Below are 18,892 nucleotides of genomic sequence, written 5' to 3'. Positions count from 1 at the left end.
ACAATCTGTAAAAGGATCCTTTATCAATTATAGTATAACATTTTAATATCTATATGTAACCCCTTATATTTTTTGGCGTTTATGGTATAATAATATGTGGGAATACTTTAGTTAACAACTATTTATTGTTGATTAATTAGGCATGTCTTAATATATGTATTTTATTATAATATTGTTTAATAAAAAATGATTTTACAATAAGTTACATGATACAGAGTTCATTGATGTTGATTCACTTGTTTTTATATTCAAAAATTAAAAAGTTTTTCAAATTGAAAAGCTTTTTAAATAGTTTTTAATGAAATTTTAATTTTAAATTTTTTAGGTAAAAATTCCTTGATTAATTCAAAATCATATAATACGCTGTCTCCGATTATAATAGTATATCCTCTTATATTATCATCGTTAAGTAAATCAACTTTACTTATCGCATAATTGATAATACTACTAATATATACATTCTCATTTATAAATAATTCTGCATATGCATCTCTTGAATATTCAATATTTTTGTATAGTTGTAAATGCTCTTTTTTTAGTGTTTCCCAAGAGTCAATAGCAGTATAGTTATTTGTTACTCTTTTTTTTGAAACTAGTCCATCAAAATATATTTTTCCAACTTTAAATGGATTAGGAAAACTTGGTTTAAAAGTTACTGAATATCCATTAGCAGCACATTGACATAAGTATTTTAAAGAACATTTTGATGAATCTTCATATAAATCACTATCGATAGATTCAAATATAATATCTGTCTTATCCTTTTGCTCATATTTAGACAGCTTATCTAAGACTTTTGCTGAGAAAAAAGCAATTCTTCCATTTTTCAAATCCATCATATTTTGATATGTAATACCAATTTCTTTAGCTAATTGCATATAAGAAATTTTTTTCTGTTTTTGTAATTTGGTTATGTATGTAGCTACTGACATTTTTGTTTCCTCCATCATTTATATTATATAATAAATTATGCAAAAATCATATATAATATAAAAATATACAATTTTATGTTGCAAAAATCATATATGGTGTTATAATGGTTTTAGGAGGTGAAATAAAATGGAGTTAAAGACTAAATTTATTACTTATCAAGAACTGGCTGATGCGCTTGGGTGTAGCTATCAACAAGTTGCTCAAGTACATTCTAAAAGAATTATTAAAGCATTTCATATTGATAAGAAAAGATTACCTAAAGCAGGTACATTACCTTTGGATTTGGTTGAAAAATATTTTGATCAGTCCACTCAAATTGAATCAAACGAAAAGACTATCTAGTCCATCGCCAAACTTTCTAGATAGTCATACCTGAAAAGAGACATGTTTTTATAATGCTCTTTCAAAGAGAATTATATCAGACAATGAGTCTCCTTTCAAACCAAATTTTAAGAAAGGAGTTTTTATATGCCGATAACTCAAAAAGAATTATTGGAAAAAGAATTTAAATCTGAAGGAGTTAATCTGTTCGGTGGGTTACTTAGACCGGGTTTATATGTTTTAGCTGGATCGAGCAAAGTAGGGAAATCAATGATTGCAACAACAATGGCAAATTGTGTAGCACAAGGTAATGATTTTCTTGGTAGACCTATGCCTAAAGGTAAAGTTATTTATTTTGATAATGATAATTATGATTTTGAAACAAAGAGCAGAATTATTTCATTAAATCTTTCAGGGACGAATGAGGTATTGTATGAATTTAATGATTCAAAATCAATCTATGATATTAATGAAAGATTGAGTCAAATAAGAGATATTGAAAAATACAAACTCATTATTATTGATTCTTATGTTGGATTAGATGAAGTTATTTCTTCTAATGATAGTTATTATGAAGTTTATCCAATTTTAAAGGAACTAAGAGATATTGTTGTGAAGAAAAGTCTTATATGTATTCTTATTCATCATACAAAGAAAAATAAAGAAAGAATAGATCAAGATAATCTCATAGGTTCAAAGGCACTTTCTGGAGCAACTACAGGTACATTATTGCTTTCTGTAAGAAATGAATTTGATACACATGGGGAATTGAAACTGATACTAAGAAACAATAAATCTATCATTAAAATTAAAAAGGATGAAAAGAATATTAACTGGGTATTAGATACTGATGAACAGACTGTAACGGAAGAAATACCTAAAAATATTCTTCAGTTGATTAACGCAGTAGTTGGTCTAGAAAAACATGAACTTATTGGAACTTGTCAAGAAATTGTTCAAAAGTCTAAAATGGAACTCAATCCAAATTATCTTACAAAATATCTGAAACAAAATAAACGATATTTAGATGAAAATCATATTACATTTACTAATGATAGAACTGGTCAAAAAAGAACAATTAAGATTATTTATCATAAAGATGAAAATGAAAAATGACAGTATGACAGATGAAATCGGTACGAAAACAACTGTCATTCTGTCACAAAACAAGAACATTGAAAATAAAATATGAAGCCTATCGGCAATCTTTAAAAAGAAAGACCAAAACATTGGTCTAGCAAGTTATACCAAAATGCTAAAGCCTTTTGGAAACTTGCCCTGCCGGGGGGCTTTTGGAAAGGATGAAATCATATGGCTCATGCCCAAAAAATAAAAAAGCAAGGTGTCATTGGATTGGTTATCCATTGTGAAAGACGAGAGGGCTGTGAACTGTCTAATCAGGATATAGATAAAAGTAGAACCCATCTTAATTATAATCTAGCATGTGATATTCAACCAATGAAACCTGAACAGTTTTTAAAGAAAAGAATAAGTGAAGTCAAACATCTCAAGAGAGATGATATTATTTATATGGTGGATTGGATTGTGACACTTCCTAAAGATGTACCTCAAGAAGATCAAGAGAAATTCTTTGAATTGACATTCCAATTTCTTACCCAAAAATATAATCAAAAGAACGTTGTCAGTGCTTGGGTGCACAATGATGAAGCAACACCACATATACACTTTTCATTTATACCAGTTATTGAAATAGATGGAGTTGAAAGATTGAAATGCAAGGATATTCTCACAAAGAAAGAACTCAAGCGATTTCACCCAGATTTAGGGGCGTTTCTTGAACAAGCCTTAGGTTATATGCCTTCCATTCAAAACAACGCTACAATCAACGGAAATCGCACAATAAAAGAGTTGAAACAACAAGAAGATTTAAGTTTTAAAAAGAGCTTAGAAAACATTTATAAGCATAATGAAGCAACTCAAAACATTATTGATGAATCTAATCATATTGATTACAACCCATCCGGACTGTTGGAAAAGACAAGAACACTTAAAAAATGCAATCAGATTATTGATGGGCTTAAATATAGCCTAAATCAATACCAAAAAGAAGTAATAGGTTTAACACATCTTGTCACGATTCAAAAAGAAGAACTAGACATGTATAGATCCATGCCTTTAGCAAAGCAACTTAAACAAAAGGAAGAAATTATCAACAATCTTTATCAATCTATAGGTTCGTTAGAAAATCAAATTCATAATTCTGAAAATGATAATCAAATATTAAGAGATAATAATCATTATTTAGATAATAAAGTAACAAAATTAAAAAATGAGCTATCTATATTTCAAACATTTATTTCATGGTTAGGTTTAGATAAGGTATTTCAAAAATTTAAAAATATGCTTATTCATAATGATTATGAAATGGATATAAAATCTTTTAAAGATATTGGAATAACCGTCTTACAGAAAGTATCTAAGAAAGTTGAAAGCATAGCAAACAGAATTATGTTCTTAGAAAGTCAAAATCAACCTATAAATGAAATCATGAAACAAGATAATGATAATCATACAATGAAAAATATAATGCGTTAGGAGTGATATATAATATGGAAGATTTAAAAATGTTAACAAGAGAAGAAGTAGCTGAATTTCTACATGTTCATGTGAATACTGTATCAATGTTACGAGAAGTAGGAATAATAGATGGTATTAAGACAGGTAAAAACTATATGTTTCCTCAAAAAATTATTCGTGCTTTCCAAGATGACTATATTGGTTTAGATGTCAGTAATAAAAGTAAGGCTATTATAAGTAAACAGACTGTTGAAAAACGTAAACAAGATGACATCAATAGAAAGAATTATCACAATGCTATTGTAGGAGCAATGTAATGGCTCAACAAAAAGAAAGTAATGGAACATGGTCATTCTATGGAAAACTACCGAAAGATGAAAATGGAAAAAGAAAGAATTATAAACGTAGGGGATTTAAAAGTAAAAAAGCAGCAAAATTAGCAGAAGCAGAATTTTTGAAACAATATAATAATATTTTACCAACTCGTTTAAAATTAAATGATTTGATTGTGGAGTATCATAAAGATGCTCCCAATCATATTAAATTATCTACTCTCAAGGCTTATAAGAGATTTGAAACATATGTTATATCACCTAGTTTTGGTAATCGTTATATTGATGATATTACAACATTAGAAATTACACGTTGGATTAATGCTATTTCACAAAATGGATATGATGGGAGAATTTATGGCGAATCATCTACACGTAATATTTTACTACACCTGTCAGGTTTATTCACATATGCTGTTGATCATGACTGGTTACAAAAGAATCCATGCCATAAAGTTAAACCACCTAAAGATCCAAATAAGATTATAAAAAGACAATCTAGTGAAGAAAATTTTTGGGAAATAGATGAATATCACAAATTTATTAATAGCGTTGAAGATGAATATAAAAGGGATATTTATGAATTTATGTTTCTTACAGGTCTACGTATTGGTGAATTCTGTGCTTTACAATGGAAAGATGTCGATCTTATTAATAATAAACTAAGAATATCTAAATCATTAAGTGCGATTACATCACAAATAACATCACCTAAAACTTCACGTTCAAATAGAATTATTCAATTACCAGATAGATTGGTAGAAAAATTAAAAAGGCGATATATTATTGTTTCTCAACAGGATGGATTTAATGACGATTATTATTTATATAAGGATCAAACTTACATCTCTATAGCTACACTTAGAAGATGGTTTAATGCAGATGTAAAAAAATCTGGGGTTAAAAAAATAACAGTACATGGACTAAGACATTCTCATGCAAGTTATTTATTATCAAATCCTGTGATTTCTGAATTATTAATTGCTGATAGATTGGGGCATAGTGTAGAAATGTTACGAAGTACGTATGCACATATTTATGAAAAAAGTCGTAAGAACTTAATTGAATATATTGATAAATTATAATATAGTGTATGCCACTTGTATGCCAGTATCATAAATCTCGCTATGAGAGTCAAATAAAAAAAGCATAACAATAAACTCAATATCATTTCGTTTATAGAGATGATTATTGTTTAAGTTATGCTTTTTATTTTTATTATTTATTGAGTTAAAACAATTCAAATTATCTTGTTTTTATCGCTATTTATTACGTGGTTTCATCTGAGGGAACAAGATAACTTCTTGGATAGATTCTTGACCAGTTAATAACATAACAAGTCTATCAATACCCATACCCATTCCACCTGTTGGAGGTAATCCGTATTCCAAAGCTTCTACATAATCTAAATCCATTTCGTTAGCTTCGTCATTTCCAAGTTCTTTTTCTTTTAACTGATTTGCAAATCTTTCATATTGATCATCGGGATCATTTAATTCATTGAATGCATTTGCATATTCATTACCACAGATAAATAATTCAAATCTCTGTGTGAAACGAGGATCTTCAGGATTCTTTCTTGCTAGTGGAGAAATTTCTACAGGATGTCCATAAACAAATGTAGGATCAACAATTGTTTCTTCTACATATTTTTCAAAGAATTCATTAATAATATGACCATAACCAAAGTGTGCTTCGACTTCAATACCATGTTCTTCAGCTAATTTTTTCGCATCTTCAAAAGTCATATCTCCTGCAAAATCAATTCCAGTTTGTTCTTTAATAGCATCTGTCATAGAAATACGTTTAAATCCAGGAGCTAAAGAAAGTTGATGTCCTTTATATTCAATATCATATGTACCACAAACATCTTTCGCTGCATTAGAAATGATACCTTCAGTTAAATCCATCATTCCTTCTAGATCACTAAATGCTTTATAAACTTCAATTGTTGTAAATTCTGGATTATGAGTTCTATCCATACCTTCATTTCTAAATAAACGTCCAATTTCATAAACAGCATCCATACCACCAACAATTAATCTTTTTAAAGACAATTCAGTCGCAATTCTTAAATAATAATTCATATCTAAAGTATTATGATGTGTAATAAATGGACGAGCAGAAGCACCACCTAAAATAGGATTTAATACAGGTGTTTCAACTTCAGTATATCCTAAACCATCAAGATAATGTTGAATAGAACGAATAATCTTTGGTCTTGTAAAAGCAATCTTTCTTGCTTCTTCATTCATAATTAAATCAACATATCTTCTTCTATATCTTTCTTCAACGTCATTTAAACCATGATATTTTTCTGGTAAAGGACGTAATGCTTTTGTTAAGTGAATATACTCAGAAGCTTTGACAGATAATTCACCAGTATTTGTCACAAAGACAGTCCCAACAATCCCAATGATATCTCCAATATCACTTTTTGTTAAAACTTCATAACTGTCTTCACCAATAACATCTTTTCTGACATAAATTTGGATTTGTCCTTCTTTATCTTGAATATGCATGAAACATACTTTACCTTTACGACGTTTTGTCATAATTCTTCCAGCAACTTTGACTTCAATCGCAGCTTCTTCTAATTCTTCATGTGTTTTTCCTGCATATTTTTCTTTGATCTCTGTTGAAAAAGCAGTGACATCAAATCTTTGCCCAAATGGATCAATACCTTTTTCTCTTAAAAAATTTAACTTTTCACGTCTTACTAATTCCTGTTCACTAAAATGTCTTTCTTCCATAATATCTCCTTTCCAATAAAAAAACTCCCATCCGCAAGGGACGAGAGATTATCGTGTTACCACCCTCATTCATTTATGCATCACTGCATAAACCTTTTCAACTCCTATCAGAGTCTAGCCTGTAACGCGGCACACGTTATTTTATCACATACGATCCAAAATACGGCTCCTAGTCTTTATTCATCGTTACTATGATTGTCCATTTCCACCATCAGGACTCTCTTGTTATCAATCATAACAATTACTCTTCTATTCATCGCCTTTTTTCTATACGCCTGTATTATATAAATAAACTTTCTTGTTGTCAAGACTGCATTTTTTATTTCATTTGAGACTTCATTATGATTATCATATTCATCAAGAATGAACTTATATATGACAGAATAGTTGTATAGAAAAATAGGGAATGATAAAATGGTGATAAGGAGTGAGTCTTATGTATTATCAGACATATTATCAGTCGCCTTTAGGCAATCTTTTGTTGGTATGTGATGAAGAGGGATTGATTGGATTGTGGATTGAAGGGCAGAAATACTTTTTAGGAAATATCAAAGAAAATATCATAGAGAAGGATGATCATCCCATATTGATACAAACTCAAAAATGGTTAGATGATTACTTTCATCAAAGACAACCTTCCATCAATGATTTAAAATTAACACCAAAAGGCACACAGTTTCAACAGATGGTATGGAAAATATTGTGTGAGATTCCTTATGGTCAAACAATGACTTATGGGGAAATTGCTAAAAAGGTGGCAAAAACATTAAATAAAAAAACAATGTCAGCTCAGGCAGTAGGTGGGGCTGTTGGACATAATCCTATATCCATCATTATTCCATGTCATCGTGTTGTAGGAAAAGATGGAAGTTTAACAGGATATGCGGGTGGTATTGATAATAAAATCAAGTTATTACAATTAGAGAATGTTGATATGACAGGTTTATATGAACCAGTTAAAAAATAAGATAGAACTATTTTGGATGATGGTTCTTTTTTTGAAAGATAAAATTCCATTTTTATTATCGCAAAAAGAATAAAATACTCAAATTGGAATAAAAATCCCATAAATCTTGTTTAAAAAGGAAAATTATTGATTATCTGAAAGCGCTATGCTAAAGTCATTATAACAAACCTAGGGGAGTAAAAAGAAGTCGAGGAGGAAAATTATGATAGAGACAATAGCGAATAAGCTTTTGCCAATAGCAACAAAATTATCACAGCAACGTCATTTAAGTGCTGTTAAAGATAGCTTTATTATTTCTATGCCATTAGTTATGGCAGCTTCTATGTTTACATTGTTTAATGCGTTAGCAGTCAATTTTTTCAATAGTGATATTTTTTCAGGATTAACAACCATTGTCAATCAAGGAACATTAGGAGTTTTATCAGTCTTAATTGCTTTTACAACTGCTAGTAATTTAGCTGATTATTACTTAACTAACAAACCAGAATTAGCTAATTCAGGATTTACAAAAATCCATGCTGGTGGATTGGCTGTAGCTTTAATGTTTATGTTGATGCCAACAACACAACAAGTTGTTGTAGAAGGGTTAACTGATCCAGTCACTATTTCAAGTATGTTTTCACAAAATCTGACATCTAGTAGCGGTTTGATTTATTCCATCTTAACTGCATTGATTGGAACAGAAATTTTTATGCGATTTGCTGCTATTAAACGTTTAAGAATCAAAATGCCAGAAAATGTACCTCCAGCAATCGAAAAATCATTCAATGCTTTAATTCCAGAATTGTTGGTAATTGTTATATTTGCATGTATTGTATTTGGATTAGATTATTTTGCTGGACTTACTATTCCAGATTTAGTTAATGCAATTATTTCTAAACCTTTAAGTGGATTTGTATTATCTTCATGGGGATTAATCTTTCTACAATTTATATCTGATTTATTATGGGTTTTTGGTATTCATGGGTCTTCGATTTTATCACCAATTAGAAGTGCGCCAATGCTAGAAGCTTTAACAGAAAATATTAATGCTAGTGCTGCTGGAAATCCAATCCCAAATATTATTACTGAGCCTTTCATGAATATGTATGGATTGATTGGAGGAGGCGGTTGTGTCCTTGCATTAATTATTGCAATCTTTATTGTTTCAAAACGTAAAGATAATAGAGCAGTGGCTAGATTAGGACTTGTTCCATCGTTGTTTAATATTTCAGAACCAATTATGTTTGGTTTGCCAGTTGTTATGAATCCAATTTTTATGATTCCGGCAATTATAGTTCCATCTATTAATTTGATTATTGCTTACATATTAACAAGTTTAGATATTGTAGGAAAAGTTATTGCCCAAGTTCCTTGGATAACGCCACCAGGTTTCTATGCTTTCTTTGCTACTGGTGGAGATATAATGGCTGCAATTCTTTCTCTTGCTTTATTAGCATTAGATGTTGTAATCTACATACCATTTGTTAGAGTTAGTGATAAAATGAATCAACAATAAATATAACATAGACTTATTTCTTTTGGTAATGCTAAAAGAAATAAGTCATTTCATTATCATAGGAGGATATATTATGAACAATGAAATCATTCTCAGAATAAAAAGTCTTTTCCCAGATTTTACGAAATCTGAAAAGAAAGTTGCTTTATATATGAGTCAGCATATGCCACAAATCACATATTTAAGTATTGGAGATTTAGCAAATCAATGTGAAGTTGGGGAAACAACTATTTTACGTTTTTGCAAACGTTTAGGTTTTTCTGGTTATTATGAATTAAAGCAACAGGTTATATTAGAAATTCAAAAAAATGAAGAAGAAATTCACCAGAATTTACCCACTACACTCAATCGTATTCATACAATGGTAGAAGAAACAACGCAGTTACTAGATAAAGAGAAAATGAGACAAACAGTATCAATGATTATGAATAGTCAGACGATTTATATGTTTGGAAGTGGATTTTCAGGATTAACTGCTTTAGCATCACAGATGCGTTTTGCTTCATTAGGGTATAAAGCTATTGCGGCTAGAGAAACATACTTAAAAGTATTATATGCAAATATGATTACATCGTCAGATTTAGCAATTGGTTTTAGTATTTCTGGTGAAAATGAATCAACAATAGAGTCTATTATGTTGGCAAAGAAAAGTGGAGCTAAAATTATAGCTTTGACTAATCATGAAGAGTCGCATTTGGCTAAAATTGCTGATGTTGTTTTATTGACTGCGGGAAAAGAAATAGGAAAAGAAGGAAGTACGCTTGTAACTGAAATGTCACAGTTCATTGTTTTAGAAGTCCTCTTTGAGATTTTACGTGAAATGGATAAAGAAAATATTGATAAAATGAATTTTAAAGTTTTTGACTATATTAATAAAGGAGAATAAGTCATGAGATGGGAAAACGAAAAAGCTCTTGATGATTTTATATCACAAATGACTTTAATGGAGAAGGTAGGACAATTGAATCAGCATCTTTATGGATGGCAAGTTTTTAAAAAAAATCAGGATGGAAAATTTGAATTAACACAAGTGTTCAAAGATCATATTCAAAAATATGGTGGAGTAGGAGCTATTTATGGAATTTTACGTGCAGATCCCTGGTCTGGAATGAATGAAGTTAATGGGATTGATAAAGAAGATAGCTCTAAAGTCATTACAATGGTTCAAGATTATATACAGGAACATACGCGTTTGAAAATTCCGGCATTGATTAGTGAAGAATGTGTTCATGGACATCAAGGTCTACATAGCATGATGTATCCAGCTAATATTTCTATGGGAATGTCATGGAATCCAAATCTGTTAAAAAAGATATGCCAAGAAGCTAGCAATGAATTAGCTCAAAAGGGTGTGAATCTTGCTTTGTTTTCTGCTTTTGATGTTATGCGAGATCCAAGATGGGGTCGTAGTGAAGAATGCTTTAGTGAAGATCCTTATCTGACAAGTGAGATGGCATCAGCAGCTGTTCAAGGATTTCAAAATAATCCTGAAAATAAAGTTGCAGTTGTATTGAAACATTTATGTGCTCAAGGAGCTGCGCAAGGTGGACATAATTCAGGAGCGGCTTCTATTGGCCCAAGAGAATTAAGAGAAATATATTTGCCACCGGTGGAAAAGGGTGTCAAAGCTGGAGCTAAAGCAGTTATGGCAGCATATAATGAAATTGATGGAATACCTTGCCATGTAAATAAAAACCTACTTCAACACATCTTAAGAGAAGAATACGGATTTGACGGAATAGTCATGGCTGATGGATGTGCTTTGGATCGTTTGTTGATGATGGAACCAGATGCTGCAAAAGCAGCAGCAAAAGCAAATTGTGCGGGTGTAGATTTAAGTTTGTGGGATAATGTATATACACATTTAGATGAAGCCGTAGAAAAAGGTTATTTGGATGAGAAAATTTTGGATAGAAGTGTGAAACGAATTTTGAAATTAAAAGATGAAATGGGTCTATTTAAACATAAGGATGTTCAAAATTATATATCTCATGCTGAGGAATTAGCATTACAGGCAGCGAGAGAATGTCAAGTTCTTTTAAAGAATAATGGTATTTTACCAATAAAAGGAATAAAAAAAATAGCAGTTATTGGACCTAATGCACATACATATATGAATATGTTAGGTGATTATACATCTTTTCAAAGAGAAGAAGATGTATACACAGTTTATAAGGGCTTAAAAGAAATGGTGCCTCATGATGTGGAAGTTTGCTATGCGTTAGGTTGTAAAGTGCGAGACCAGTCAACTCAATATCTTCAGGAAGCAATTGATTTAGCAAAAGAAAGTGATATGGTTGTATTAGTATTGGGAGGCTCTAGTGCTAGAAATTTTAAAACAGAATTTGAAAGTAATGGGGCAGTAAAAACAAGTTATGATAAAGATGAAATGAATTGTGGAGAAAATGTTGATAAAGCTTGTTTAGATTTAGATGGGATTCAAAAGGAACTTCTAAATGAAATCTATCAAGTTAACAAGAAGATTGTGACAGTACTGATTCAGGGAAGACCACATTCTATAGGAAATATTATTGAGCAGAGTCAAGCTATTTTAGCTGCATGGTATCCAGGTAATTTAGGAGGATTAGCTATTGCTGAGACTTTACTAGGAAATAACAATCCTAGTGGTCGTCTATCTATGTCTATTCCACGTTCATCAATGCAATTACCATGCTATTATAATGGAAAAGATTCGGGAGCAAAAGAGGATTATGCCGATATGAGTGGAAAGGCATTATATCCTTTTGGGTATGGATTGAGTTATAGTCAATTTTCATATCAGAATATTAATATTTCTCAAACACAATTAACTCTAGATGAAATTCAAAAGCATGGATTAGATATTACTTTGGATGTTATCAATGAGAGTCAAAATGATGGTTGTGAAGTTGTTCAAGTCTATATTATTGATAATGAATCAAGTATTTGTCGTCGCTATAAAGAATTGAAAGCTTTTTGGAAAGGAATGATAAAAGCTGATTCTTCACAAAAAGTAAAAATTCATTTGGGTAAAGAAGCATTTCAAATATGGGATGATTCAATGAATCATGTGATTGAAAAAGGAACAATGAATATTTTAATAGGGCATGATAGCGAAAATTATGTTTCAAAAACAATCACGATTATATAAGATATAGAGAATATATATGTTAGGCATGTATATTCTTTTTTTGTGGGAATATATAAAAAGAAGACTATTTCCGGGGAAATATGTCGATATACGATAGAAATATTTAAATGTTCATTTTCAATTCAAATAAAAAGGATTTAATAGTATATATTCTATATAAAGGGGATAAGAGAATGCTACAAATTCAGAATATATATAAACAATATAAAACAGGTGATTTAGTTCAAAAGGCATTAGATGGCGTAAGTCTTAATCTCAGAGATAATGAATTTGTTGCGATATTAGGACCAAGTGGAAGTGGAAAGACAACACTTTTAAATATTATTGGTGGATTAGATCGTTATGATAAAGGTGATTTGATTATCAATGGCATTTCGACTAAAAAGTATAAAGATAGAGATTGGGATTCCTATCGTAATCATACCATAGGTTTTGTCTTTCAAAGCTATAATCTGATTCCTCATCAGACTGTCCTGGCTAATGTTGAATTGGCTTTAACGATATCAGGTATTTCTAAAGCAGAGCGTAAAAAGAGAGCAAAGCAAGCTTTGGAAAAGGTGGGTTTAGGTAATCAGGGACACAAGAAACCAAATCAAATGTCTGGAGGACAAATGCAGCGTGTCGCCATTGCAAGAGCTTTGGTTAATGATCCAGATATTTTACTTGCCGATGAACCTACTGGTGCATTGGATAGTGATACCAGTGTTCAGGTTATGGAACTGTTAAAAGAAGTTGCCAAAGATCGTCTTGTTGTAATGGTAACACATAATCCTGAATTGGCAGAAGCTTATGCAACACGTATTGTTGAATTAAGAGATGGAACAATCCGTAGTGATTCTGATCCATATGAAGTCAGTGAACATGAATTGGATAAACCAAGACATGAAAACATGGGAAAATCTTCAATGTCCTTTTTAACGGCTTTATCTTTAAGTTTTAATAACTTACGTACCAAAAAAGCCCGTACGATTTTAACATCTTTTGCGGGGTCTATTGGAATTATTGGGATTGCATTGATATTATCACTTTCTAATGGTGTCAATCAATATATTCAATCAATTGAAGAAGAAACATTATCTGAATATCCACTGCAAATACAAAGTACAGGTTTTGATATGACATCTATGATGGTAGATGTGCAAGATGGTCAAAGTGAAAATAAAGAAGAAGGCCAGATACAAGTTATTCAAATGATTACTAATATGTTTTCAAAGATTGGTTCTAATGACTTGACTTCTTTAAAAGAATATTTAGATAGTGGTGACAGTGATATTAAAGAATATACAAATGCTGTAGAGTATACGTATAATGTATCACCACAAATATATAGTACAGATACAGAAAATATCAGACAGGTTCATCCTGATAAATCATTTCAATCACTTGGTTTAGGTTCTTCAAGTAGTGGAAACAGCATGATGTCAACAATGATGAGTACCGATGTCTTTTATGAAATGCCTAGTGATGAAAGTCTATATGTAGATCAATATGATATTAAAGCGGGACGTTGGCCAAAGGCTTATAATGAGTGTGTTCTGGTTTTAACACAAAATGGTAAGATTAATGATTTGATGTCTTATACATTGGGGTTAAGAGATTTTTCTGAATTAGATGATATGGTAGATAAGTTCTCTCAAGAGGAAGAAGTCAATGCTCCAGAGAATACAGATACTTATTCATATGAAGATGTATTAGGAAAAGAGTTTAAGCTTGTCAATGCAGCAGATTATTATGAATATGATGAAGAATATGATTTATATAGAGATAAAACAGATAATCAATCCTATATGAAAAAATTGATTGAAAATGGTGAAACTATAAAAATTGTTGGGATTGTTCAACCAGCCGAAGGAACAACAGCGACAATGCTTCAAACGGGTATTGGTTATCCCCAGTCACTGACAACACATGTGATAGAACAAGCTCAAGCAAGTGAAATTGTGAAAAAACAATTAGAAAATAAAGATATTGATGTGTTTACAGGTAATGCTTTTAATGAAGCTAATAATAAAGAGTTTGATATGAATTCATTGTTTAGTGTTGATACAGAGAAGTTAAAGAGTGCGTTTTCAATAGATCAAAGTCAATTGACAAAAGGAATGGGTGATTTGGATTTAAGCCAGATTCAATTAGATATGTCAAATATGCCTTCTATTGATATGGATGCAATCTTATCACAATTAAATGTTGAGTTTACAAGAGAACAGATTGAATCTTTAAGTCAAAGTATCACAACTGATTTTCAAAATTATATGGTTGAAAATCAGTTGACGGATTCAACTCAGATACAGACTTATTTTATGACTTATATTAAAACATTTCGTGCACAAAGTCTGATTCAACAAAATGTCATTCAATTATTTCAAGATAGTGGTTTAACAGGGCAGTTTGAAACATTATTACAAAATCAGATTCAAACAATGATGACACAATATACAGCACAGATTTCTCAATTCTTAGAAGAACAAATCAGTGCTCAAATGTCTAAACAAATGGGAACATTAGCTCAAAATATGCAATCAGCGATTCAAATTGATCCAACTGCATTTTCTGAAGCTATTCAAATGAATATGAGTGAAGAAGAGTTGTCTGAACTTATGGTATCACTTATGACAACAGAAACTTCAACTTATGAAAATAATTTAAAAACATTAGGATATGCTGATTTTGATGAACCTAGTGGTATTAATATTTATCCAAAAGATTTTGAAACAAAACAAAATGTTGTGAATATTTTAGATGATTATAATGCCAAAATGGAAAAAACTGATGAAGATAAAGTGATTTCTTATACAGATTATGTAGGTACTTTAATGTCATCAGTAACTGACATTATTAATGTGATTAGTTATGTACTGATTGCCTTTGTCGCTATTTCTTTAGTCGTATCTTCTATTATGATTGGTGTTATTACTTATATCAGTGTCTTAGAACGACAAAAAGAAATTGGAATCTTGCGTGCAATAGGTGCGTCTAAACGTAATATTTCACAAGTTTTCAATGCCGAAACATTTATTATAGGATTACTTGCAGGTGTTTTAGGTATTGTGATTACATTGTTGTTGCTGATACCAGGAAACATGATTATTCATTCGATTGCTGGTAATGTTGATGTCAGTGCCTCTTTACCAGTGGCAGGTGGTGTCATCTTAGTTGTGCTTAGCGTTGTTTTAACTTTGATTGGTGGTATTATTCCTTCCAGCAAAGCAGCAAAGAGTGATCCTGTTTCAGCGTTACGTAGTGAGTAAAGACAAACGGAATGTTTGTCTTTTTCTATTTCCATTCTTGAAAAAAGAAAGCAAAATCAATCAAAAACTTATATAATAGATATCAGTTATGGGGGGTGGAATCATGCAATCAAAAATATTATTTTTTGATGTTGATGGAACATTATTGGATACTGCTAGAGGTATTCCTGACATACCACAAGGTGCTCTTTACCAATTAAAAAGAATTCAAGAACAGGGACATAAAATATTTATATCTAGTGGTAGACCTAAAGCTATGATCAATCAGTATTTATTAAATGTGGGATTTGATGGATATGTATTGGCCAATGGTGGATATGTTGAAATTGATGGGCAATCTATTTATGAAGATAGAATGGATTACAAACTGTGTGTGAAAACTGTTCAGATGCTAGAAGACTTGCGATGTGACTATATGTTAGAAACAGCCGATGCGATTTATATTGATCCTAGCTATCATGAACTTTATGATTTCTTTTCTCAGGCTGGTATGAAAGAAATGTTCCAATTGGATTTTGATAAAGATGAGGTTTTAAAAAGAACAATCAAGATAGAAGCTAATGTTTTAAATAAAGATAAAGCAAAAATAGAAAATTATATTCAGGATAAATTTGGCAGTGTTATTTACCATGATGAACATGGCAGTGAAAATGCTTTTGAATTCTTTTCACCAACGATTTCTAAAGCTGTCGGCATTCAAAAAGTTTTGGATTATTATCATGTGAGTCGTCAACAGACATATGCTTTTGGGGATGGATTGAATGACATGGAAATGATTGAATATTGTGAAGTTGGTGTTGCCATGGGGAATGCTGTTGAAGCATTAAAACAAAAAGCAGATCTGGTTTGTTGTGCTATTGAAAATCAGGGCTTAGAACGTATTTTAAAAATATTATTTCCTGATGAGGTTTAGATATGGATAGTTTATTATTTAGTTTCAATGCAACAGTTCCAGTTTTCTTGATGATGGTTTTAGGAATGCTTTTAAGAAAGTTAGGGTGGATGAGTGAAGAATTTGCTTCTCAATTAAATCGTTTTGTCTTTATGCTTCCGTTACCAGTTCTTTTGTTTCAAGATTTGGCGACAGTTGATTTTTTAGAAGTGTGGAATTTTTCTTTTGTTGTATTTTGTTTTGTTGTGACACTTATAAGTATTTTGATTGCGATGATGATATCAAGATTTTTAAAAGATAAAAGTATTCAAGGTGAATTTATTCAGGCAACGTATCGCAGTAGTGCAGCCTTGCTGGGAGTCGCTTTAATTCAAAACATATATGGAAGTTCTACAATGGGACCATTAATGATTATGGGAAGTGTACCTTTATATAATATATTTGCTGTGATTATCCTGTCTTTCTATCAGCCTCATGCTGATGGAGTCAATCGTGATTTATTGAAAAAGACATGTCTAGGAATATTCAAGAATCCCATTATTATTGGGATTGCAGTTGGATTTTTATGGTCTTTATGTTCTTTACCAATGCCGACCATTCTTTCAAAAAGTGTATCCTATGTTGCCAATATGGCCACACCGTTAGGTTTGATAGCGATGGGCGCTTCTTTTCGTTTGGATAAAGCTATCAGTCAGATAAAACCTGCCTTTTTAGCATCTTTCTTTAAATTGTTTGGATTCTGTTTCCTGTTTTTACCACTTGCTATCATCTTAGGTTTTCGTCAGGAACAGTTAATAGCTATTTTGGTTATGCTAGGTTCAGCATCAACAGTGACATGTTATGTCATGGCAAAGAATATGGGACATGCTGGTGTTTTAAGCAGTAATGTTGTTATGTTAACAACATTACTCAGTGGTTTTTCTTTAACATTTTGGATATGGGTTTTAAGAGTTTTATCTTTCATTTAAAATGTAAAATGTAGTAGAATAGAAAGAGGTGATGAGTTGATGGAATATTTAGATATCGTAGATGAAATGGGAAATCCAACGGGAGAAATTGTAGAAAGAGAATATGCACATCGTCATGGCATTCGTCATCGTACTAGCCATGTCTGGTTATTAAGAAAAAAGCAGGATGTCGAAATTCTCTTACAGAAACGTAGCCTCAATAAAGATTCTTATCCAGGATGTTATGATATTTCAAGTGCTGGTCATATTCCAGCAGGAAGTGACTTTGAAACTTCGGCATTACGTGAATTAAAAGAGGAACTGGGAGTCGAGGCGACAAAGGGTGAATTACATTATATTGGTACAAGTTACAGCAATAGCCACAATGTATTTCATGAAAAACCATTTCATAATGTACAAGTTTCGCATGTTTATGTCTTATGGTATGATGGCGATTTTGTCTTGCAAAAAGAAGAAGTGGAAGAAGTTCAATGGATGCCACTTGCCAAATGCCAACAATTGGTTTTACATAAACAAATTCCTCATTGCATTAAGATAGAAGAATTACAGATGATAGATTATTATTTAAAAGGAGTCAACAATGAAAGCATTAGCCAGTGATTTTGATGGAACATTATATTTTGAAGATGGAGTCAAAGAAAATGACCAACAAGCTATTGTTCATTTTCAAAAACATCATTTATTTGGATTATGTACAGGTAGACCATTGATAGGTGTACAACATTATATCAAAGATTGTATTCAACCAGATTTTTATATTGTAAGCAGTGGGGCTTGCATTTTAGATAAAGAATGTCATGTCTTATATGAACAGACAATATCTAAAGATATTATGAAAGCTATTTATCAACAATATCATCAAAAAGCTGAAGTTTCTATTCAGGCAGATTTTCGTATTTATACATTAGTGAAAGATTCAAAAATTCCAATAGCTCAAACATATGTAGAGTCTATTGATTGTATTGGAGATGAACATATTTTTGGATTATCAATTAATGCTGTTCATGAACAACAGGCCAAACAGTGGACACAGGATTTAAATGAAACATACAAAGAAATTATTGCTTTTCAAAATAAAGAATATATAGATATTGTCAAAAGAGGATGTTCTAAAGGAGAAGCGGTCAAGAAATTGAAAGAATTATTGCATTTGGATATGGTCTATGGCATAGGAGATTCTTATAATGATATCCCTATGTTAGAAAGTGCTGATTGTTCATTTACATTTCATGATTCACCACAAATTGTTCAGGAAAAAGCAACACATATCGTATCATCTATCAGTGAAGCTATTACCATGATTGAGGATTAA

Annotated in this window: 16 protein-coding genes and 1 other annotated feature; of the genes, 14 read left to right on the top strand and 2 right to left on the bottom strand. The window is 31.1% G+C overall.

Annotated elements, in window-relative coordinates:
- Window positions 1-284: 284 nt before the first annotated feature.
- Complete coding sequence (locus E0K96_RS10510) at window positions 285-932, bottom strand: helix-turn-helix domain-containing protein (protein WP_168083080.1); 648 nt, start codon at window positions 930-932, stop codon at window positions 285-287.
- Window positions 933-1,059: 127 nt separating this feature from the next.
- Between E0K96_RS10510 and E0K96_RS10505 the strand changes: the two genes are divergently transcribed.
- From E0K96_RS10505 to E0K96_RS10485, 5 genes are all read left to right on the top strand, one after another.
- A complete protein-coding gene (locus E0K96_RS10505) occupies window positions 1,060-1,275 on the top strand; it encodes a hypothetical protein (protein ID WP_168083078.1) in 216 nt (71 codons plus the stop codon).
- 126 nt (window positions 1,276-1,401) lie between these two features.
- The gene (locus E0K96_RS10500) at window positions 1,402-2,370 is read left to right on the top strand and encodes an AAA family ATPase (protein WP_168083076.1); all 969 of its coding nucleotides are present in this window, start codon (window positions 1,402-1,404) and stop codon (window positions 2,368-2,370) included.
- A 195-nt stretch (window positions 2,371-2,565) separates the two neighbouring features.
- The gene (mobV, locus tag E0K96_RS10495; protein WP_168083074.1) at window positions 2,566-3,810 is read left to right on the top strand and encodes a MobV family relaxase; all 1,245 of its coding nucleotides are present in this window, start codon (window positions 2,566-2,568) and stop codon (window positions 3,808-3,810) included.
- A gap of 14 nt (window positions 3,811-3,824) precedes the next feature.
- Window positions 3,825-4,109, top strand: coding sequence for a helix-turn-helix domain-containing protein (locus tag E0K96_RS10490; RefSeq protein ID WP_168083072.1), 285 nt, complete (start codon window positions 3,825-3,827; stop codon window positions 4,107-4,109).
- Window positions 4,109-5,209, top strand: coding sequence for a site-specific integrase (locus tag E0K96_RS10485; RefSeq protein ID WP_168083070.1), 1,101 nt, complete (start codon window positions 4,109-4,111; stop codon window positions 5,207-5,209). Before E0K96_RS10490 ends, E0K96_RS10485 begins: the two co-directional genes overlap by 1 nt.
- A gap of 177 nt (window positions 5,210-5,386) precedes the next feature.
- On the opposite strand, the gene lysS is transcribed toward E0K96_RS10485, so the two are convergent.
- Window positions 5,387-6,877, bottom strand: coding sequence for a lysine--tRNA ligase (gene lysS / locus E0K96_RS10480; protein ID WP_087298224.1), 1,491 nt, complete (start codon window positions 6,875-6,877; stop codon window positions 5,387-5,389).
- 33 nt (window positions 6,878-6,910) lie between these two features.
- Window positions 6,911-7,143, bottom strand: a binding site (T-box leader).
- A gap of 170 nt (window positions 7,144-7,313) precedes the next feature.
- Between lysS and E0K96_RS10475 the strand changes: the two genes are divergently transcribed.
- From E0K96_RS10475 to E0K96_RS10435, 9 genes are all read left to right on the top strand, one after another.
- A complete protein-coding gene (locus E0K96_RS10475) occupies window positions 7,314-7,844 on the top strand; it encodes a methylated-DNA--[protein]-cysteine S-methyltransferase (RefSeq protein ID WP_168083068.1) in 531 nt (176 codons plus the stop codon).
- Window positions 7,845-8,046: 202 nt separating this feature from the next.
- The gene (locus tag E0K96_RS10470; RefSeq protein ID WP_168083066.1) at window positions 8,047-9,342 is read left to right on the top strand and encodes a PTS sugar transporter subunit IIC; all 1,296 of its coding nucleotides are present in this window, start codon (window positions 8,047-8,049) and stop codon (window positions 9,340-9,342) included.
- A gap of 73 nt (window positions 9,343-9,415) precedes the next feature.
- Complete coding sequence (locus E0K96_RS10465) at window positions 9,416-10,228, top strand: MurR/RpiR family transcriptional regulator (RefSeq protein ID WP_168083064.1); 813 nt, start codon at window positions 9,416-9,418, stop codon at window positions 10,226-10,228.
- 3 nt (window positions 10,229-10,231) lie between these two features.
- Window positions 10,232-12,472: a glycoside hydrolase family 3 N-terminal domain-containing protein gene (locus E0K96_RS10460; RefSeq protein ID WP_168083062.1), complete on the top strand. Its 2,241-nt coding sequence runs from the start codon at window positions 10,232-10,234 to the stop codon at window positions 12,470-12,472.
- A 173-nt stretch (window positions 12,473-12,645) separates the two neighbouring features.
- Window positions 12,646-15,720 carry an ABC transporter ATP-binding protein/permease gene (locus E0K96_RS10455; protein ID WP_168083060.1) on the top strand — a complete coding sequence of 1,025 codons (3,075 nt, stop codon included), beginning with the start codon at window positions 12,646-12,648 and terminating at the stop codon, window positions 15,718-15,720.
- A gap of 103 nt (window positions 15,721-15,823) precedes the next feature.
- Entirely contained in the window at window positions 15,824-16,633 is an 810-nt protein-coding gene (locus E0K96_RS10450) for an HAD family hydrolase (RefSeq protein WP_168083058.1), read from the top strand.
- Window positions 16,634-16,635: 2 nt separating this feature from the next.
- Complete coding sequence (locus tag E0K96_RS10445) at window positions 16,636-17,580, top strand: AEC family transporter (RefSeq protein ID WP_168083056.1); 945 nt, start codon at window positions 16,636-16,638, stop codon at window positions 17,578-17,580.
- Window positions 17,581-17,619: 39 nt separating this feature from the next.
- Window positions 17,620-18,180, top strand: a complete 561-nt coding sequence (locus E0K96_RS10440) for an NUDIX hydrolase (RefSeq protein ID WP_129736165.1) — start codon at window positions 17,620-17,622, stop codon at window positions 18,178-18,180.
- The gene (locus tag E0K96_RS10435; protein ID WP_168083054.1) at window positions 18,161-18,892 is read left to right on the top strand and encodes an HAD family hydrolase; all 732 of its coding nucleotides are present in this window, start codon (window positions 18,161-18,163) and stop codon (window positions 18,890-18,892) included. The genes E0K96_RS10440 and E0K96_RS10435 overlap by 20 nt, the downstream gene beginning before the upstream one ends.

This window comes from Massilimicrobiota sp. SW1139, from assembly GCF_012027715.1.
Classification (GTDB): Bacteria; Bacillota_I; Bacilli_A; order Erysipelotrichales; family Coprobacillaceae; genus Allocoprobacillus; species Allocoprobacillus merdigallinarum.
The sequence above is the reverse complement of the archived record's forward strand: the minus strand, read 5'-3'. Positions and strand labels throughout refer to the sequence as shown.

Excerpts from the sequence above, each read along its gene's own strand:
- E0K96_RS10510 (WP_168083080.1), bottom strand. The coding sequence starts at position 932 with ATGTCAGTAGCTACATACATAACCAAATTACAAAAACAGAAAAAAATT.
- E0K96_RS10505 (WP_168083078.1), top strand. The coding sequence starts at position 1,060 with ATGGAGTTAAAGACTAAATTTATTACTTATCAAGAACTGGCTGATGCG.
- E0K96_RS10500 (WP_168083076.1), top strand. The coding sequence starts at position 1,402 with ATGCCGATAACTCAAAAAGAATTATTGGAAAAAGAATTTAAATCTGAA.
- mobV (WP_168083074.1), top strand. The coding sequence starts at position 2,566 with ATGGCTCATGCCCAAAAAATAAAAAAGCAAGGTGTCATTGGATTGGTT.
- E0K96_RS10490 (WP_168083072.1), top strand. The coding sequence starts at position 3,825 with ATGGAAGATTTAAAAATGTTAACAAGAGAAGAAGTAGCTGAATTTCTA.
- E0K96_RS10485 (WP_168083070.1), top strand. The coding sequence starts at position 4,109 with ATGGCTCAACAAAAAGAAAGTAATGGAACATGGTCATTCTATGGAAAA.
- lysS (WP_087298224.1), bottom strand. The coding sequence starts at position 6,877 with ATGGAAGAAAGACATTTTAGTGAACAGGAATTAGTAAGACGTGAAAAG.
- E0K96_RS10475 (WP_168083068.1), top strand. The coding sequence starts at position 7,314 with ATGTATTATCAGACATATTATCAGTCGCCTTTAGGCAATCTTTTGTTG.
- E0K96_RS10470 (WP_168083066.1), top strand. The coding sequence starts at position 8,047 with ATGATAGAGACAATAGCGAATAAGCTTTTGCCAATAGCAACAAAATTA.
- E0K96_RS10465 (WP_168083064.1), top strand. The coding sequence starts at position 9,416 with ATGAACAATGAAATCATTCTCAGAATAAAAAGTCTTTTCCCAGATTTT.
- E0K96_RS10460 (WP_168083062.1), top strand. The coding sequence starts at position 10,232 with ATGAGATGGGAAAACGAAAAAGCTCTTGATGATTTTATATCACAAATG.
- E0K96_RS10455 (WP_168083060.1), top strand. The coding sequence starts at position 12,646 with ATGCTACAAATTCAGAATATATATAAACAATATAAAACAGGTGATTTA.
- E0K96_RS10450 (WP_168083058.1), top strand. The coding sequence starts at position 15,824 with ATGCAATCAAAAATATTATTTTTTGATGTTGATGGAACATTATTGGAT.
- E0K96_RS10445 (WP_168083056.1), top strand. The coding sequence starts at position 16,636 with ATGGATAGTTTATTATTTAGTTTCAATGCAACAGTTCCAGTTTTCTTG.
- E0K96_RS10440 (WP_129736165.1), top strand. The coding sequence starts at position 17,620 with ATGGAATATTTAGATATCGTAGATGAAATGGGAAATCCAACGGGAGAA.
- E0K96_RS10435 (WP_168083054.1), top strand. The coding sequence starts at position 18,161 with ATGAAAGCATTAGCCAGTGATTTTGATGGAACATTATATTTTGAAGAT.